This is a genomic window from Pseudomonadota bacterium, assembly GCA_034660915.1.
Lineage (GTDB): Bacteria > Desulfobacterota > Anaeroferrophillalia > Anaeroferrophillales > Anaeroferrophillaceae > DQWO01.
In genome coordinates this window covers 1-3,160 of the sequence record JAYEKE010000112.1, presented here as the reverse complement: position 1 = coordinate 3,160, position 3,160 = coordinate 1, and the positions used below count along the sequence as shown (strand labels likewise).

Below are 3,160 nucleotides of genomic sequence, written 5' to 3'. Positions count from 1 at the left end.
GGCATTGACCGCCGAACGAATCACCACGACGGTGATTCGCGGCGGGCACCTCGGAGCTGCACACGATGTGCAGCGAGAATGAGCGAGAGCCATGCCGGAACATCCTTAAAAACAAATTTTTTCAAGCCCTGCCTGTCGGCAGACAGGTGTTTTTTCATAACTCAGAAAGTTGACATACACTTAAACTGAGCGATTAGCAGTTAGCTGTTAGCAGTTAGCTGTTAGCAATTAGCCTTTAATAATCAGGACTTTACGTTGATTAGTAACAACATCCATTGGGTGAACATGTATAATATTAGACATTTTGTAATCATTGAGCTAATAGCTAAGTGCTAAAAGCTAAACGCTTAATTCAGGATACAATTTAATGGGCTTTCTTTGCATCATTTAAACATCTTCCTGGCATTTTCCAGATCGGCAGGATAATCTACTTCAGACCATAATAAACCGGCAACAGAACAAGTCCAAACAGGTTGAGTCTGAGCCATTTCATTGATCACCGACAAATACCAGCGCTTTCTGGCCGCCGGTTCCTTGAGCGCCTGCTCCATGGCCGCGCGAAACCATGCCGCCCCCGGTTCCCGAAAAAGGATCATCCCGATGGACTCGGCATCCACCTCACCGGGTACCAGGGTTTTTCCTATTTGCAGCAACCGTCTACCATCAAGCTGGACCTTCATATCATCAGCATCATATTCTTTTTTATGGCTGATGGTTACCGTAACTTCATGCTTCGGCGTTTGCAGCAGGCGTTCAGGAATAGCCGCTTCAAACAGAGTATCTCCATTAATCAGCAGAAAATCACCTGCCATTTTTTCCCTAACCTTCCAGCAACTGACCAAGTTGTCAGATGTAGAGTACTCGGCGTTAAGATAAGTTTCAACGTTCTGCGGACCGGAATAATGTTTGAGCAAGGATTCAACTTTGTCAGCACCATAGCCAACCACTACCGTTATCTGCTCTACGCCGCAAATCGCAAGGGCATCTAATTGTCGTTCAAGCAAAGTTTTATCACCGATCGGCAAAAGGCATTTAGGCATTTCGCTGGTCAATGGCAACAAACGCTTTCCCTGGCCAGCGCTTAAAATAATCGCTTTCACTCTTTGTTCCCCTTTTTTTCAACTTGCAAAGAACTGCCCCGAATATTATGGAAGCACTTTATGATAATTTCAAGAATTGTTTATGAAACGCTGCTGACATACCATAATTAAACCACAAAAACAATCATCCGCATTAACGAGAGACAGCCTTCACAGTCAAGTATTGCCATGCAGGCCCAAACCCTGTATAGTTTTCCCTGAATTACAACATAATCCTTACATCTACCGCAATTGACTGACCATGAAAATTATTGATCGTTATATAATCCAGGAAATCGGCAAGCCCATGATTGTGGTCTGCCTGGTTCTGGTAAGCATTTTCGCCGGATACTGTGCCACCCGCTACCTGGCCGATGCAAGCATAGGACTCCTGTCAGCCAAGACGGTCTTCAACCTGATCCTGCTGAAAGTTATTATCGCCCTAGAAGTCCTGATACCAACAACCATCTATCTCTCGGTAGTTCTTGGCCTTGGTCGTTTATATACAGATTTGGAGATGACAGCCCTTGAATCATGTGGGGTAAAACGCAGCAGAATTCATCGAAATGTTCTGTCAATTGCCATCCTGATCAGCCTGCTGGTAGCCAGTCTCTCACTGTTCATTAGACCATGGGCATACCGTACCGCTTACCAGTTAAAAAACTTTGAAGAAAGCCACTTTAAGATAAAGAGGATGGAACCGGCCTCTTTCTATGAACTTGAATCAGGAAAACGGGTTATTTTTGCCCAGCGGGTCAATCGACAAAAACAACGGGCACAACAGATTTTCATCCACACCAAAGTAGAAGGAAAACAACAGATTATCACGGCAAAGGAAGTTTCTCAGCAAACTGATCCCTTTAGCGACAATGATACTCTGGTTTTCCAGGATGGGACAATATTTGAACTATCATCATCCGGTCGGGGGGATACAACCGTGGGTTTCAAACAATACACCCTTTCCCTCAGCCCTTCGGAAGCCCCGCCCATAACCAAAATAAAAGCCACTTCCACCGGCAGTCTGCTTCACTCAGACAAGTCATTGGCAATTGCCGAACTTCAGTGGCGCTTTTCAACCCCGCTCACCGCCATCATCCTGGCGTTATTGGGCATCCCGCTCAGCCAGACCAGTCCCCGCCGGGGAAAATACGCGAAGGTAGTACTGGCAGTAGCTATTTACGGTATTTTTTACACCCTCAGCCTGGCAACTAAAACCTGGATTGGAGAGCAGGTTATCAGCCCCTGGCCGGGAATCTGGGCAATTGAAGGGGTAATGGCCCTCTTGTTATTGATCACCACCATAAGCTTTTTTCAGAAGTGGCATATACCTAAAAAAAGCTGAAAGAAATTTCCAGGGATGTTCCGGCATGGCGATACAAGTCAGAAAGTTGAGTTGTACCACAGACAAACCATGAAAATAACCGACCGTTATATTATCAGAAACTTTCTCCAGGCATCCCTCCTGGTTACCGCCATTCTGCTCTTCCTTTTCAGTTTTATCGAATTGATGGGGCAATTAAAGGATATCGGCACCGGTCATTACCAGTTGGGCGATGCCTTTCGTTATGTTATCCTGACCACCCCTAAACGCTGGTTTGATCTTCTCCCGGTCGCCACCCTGCTGGGCAGCATCATCGGCCTGGGACTCCTTGCTGATCATAATGAACTTTTAGCCATGCAGGCCGCTGGTCTCAGACCCTGGAGAATCTGTCTGCCGATACTGATTATCGTGATTCTTTTCATGGTGATTGCGGGTATTTCCGCCGAATTTATTATTCCACCACTGGAACAACAGGCCCGAACCCAGCGACTACTTGCGCTTTCCGACACCGGCATGATTATGACTAAAGATGAATTCTGGATTCGATCGGGAAATAACATCATTCGGATAGGAAAACCATCAACACTGGACACTATGGCCGACATGGATATCTACGAATGTGACCAGCAGGGCCAGCTGAAAACATACCTGCACAGTCCCAAAGCTGATATTGTTGATAAACAAATCTGGCGATTACAGAATGTTGAAAAGAGAGAATTCACTAAAGAGGGCATAAGCAGGCAAACTATCACCCAGCTCA

Annotated in this window: 3 protein-coding genes; 2 read left to right on the top strand and 1 reads right to left on the bottom strand. The window is 45.9% G+C overall.

What is annotated here, in order from left to right; all coding sequences use genetic code 11:
- Positions 1-383: 383 nt before the first annotated feature.
- A complete protein-coding gene (locus U9P07_07120; GenBank protein ID MEA2109174.1) occupies positions 384-1,100 on the bottom strand; it encodes a phosphocholine cytidylyltransferase family protein in 717 nt (238 codons plus the stop codon).
- Positions 1,101-1,341: 241 nt separating this feature from the next.
- Between U9P07_07120 and lptF the strand changes: the two genes are divergently transcribed.
- Positions 1,342-2,421 carry an LPS export ABC transporter permease LptF gene (lptF, locus tag U9P07_07115; GenBank protein ID MEA2109173.1) on the top strand — a complete coding sequence of 360 codons (1,080 nt, stop codon included), beginning with the start codon at positions 1,342-1,344 and terminating at the stop codon, positions 2,419-2,421.
- Between the two features lie 69 nt (positions 2,422-2,490).
- Positions 2,491-3,160 (top strand): LptF/LptG family permease (locus U9P07_07110; protein ID MEA2109172.1); only part of this gene is annotated, 670 nt, incomplete at its 3' end.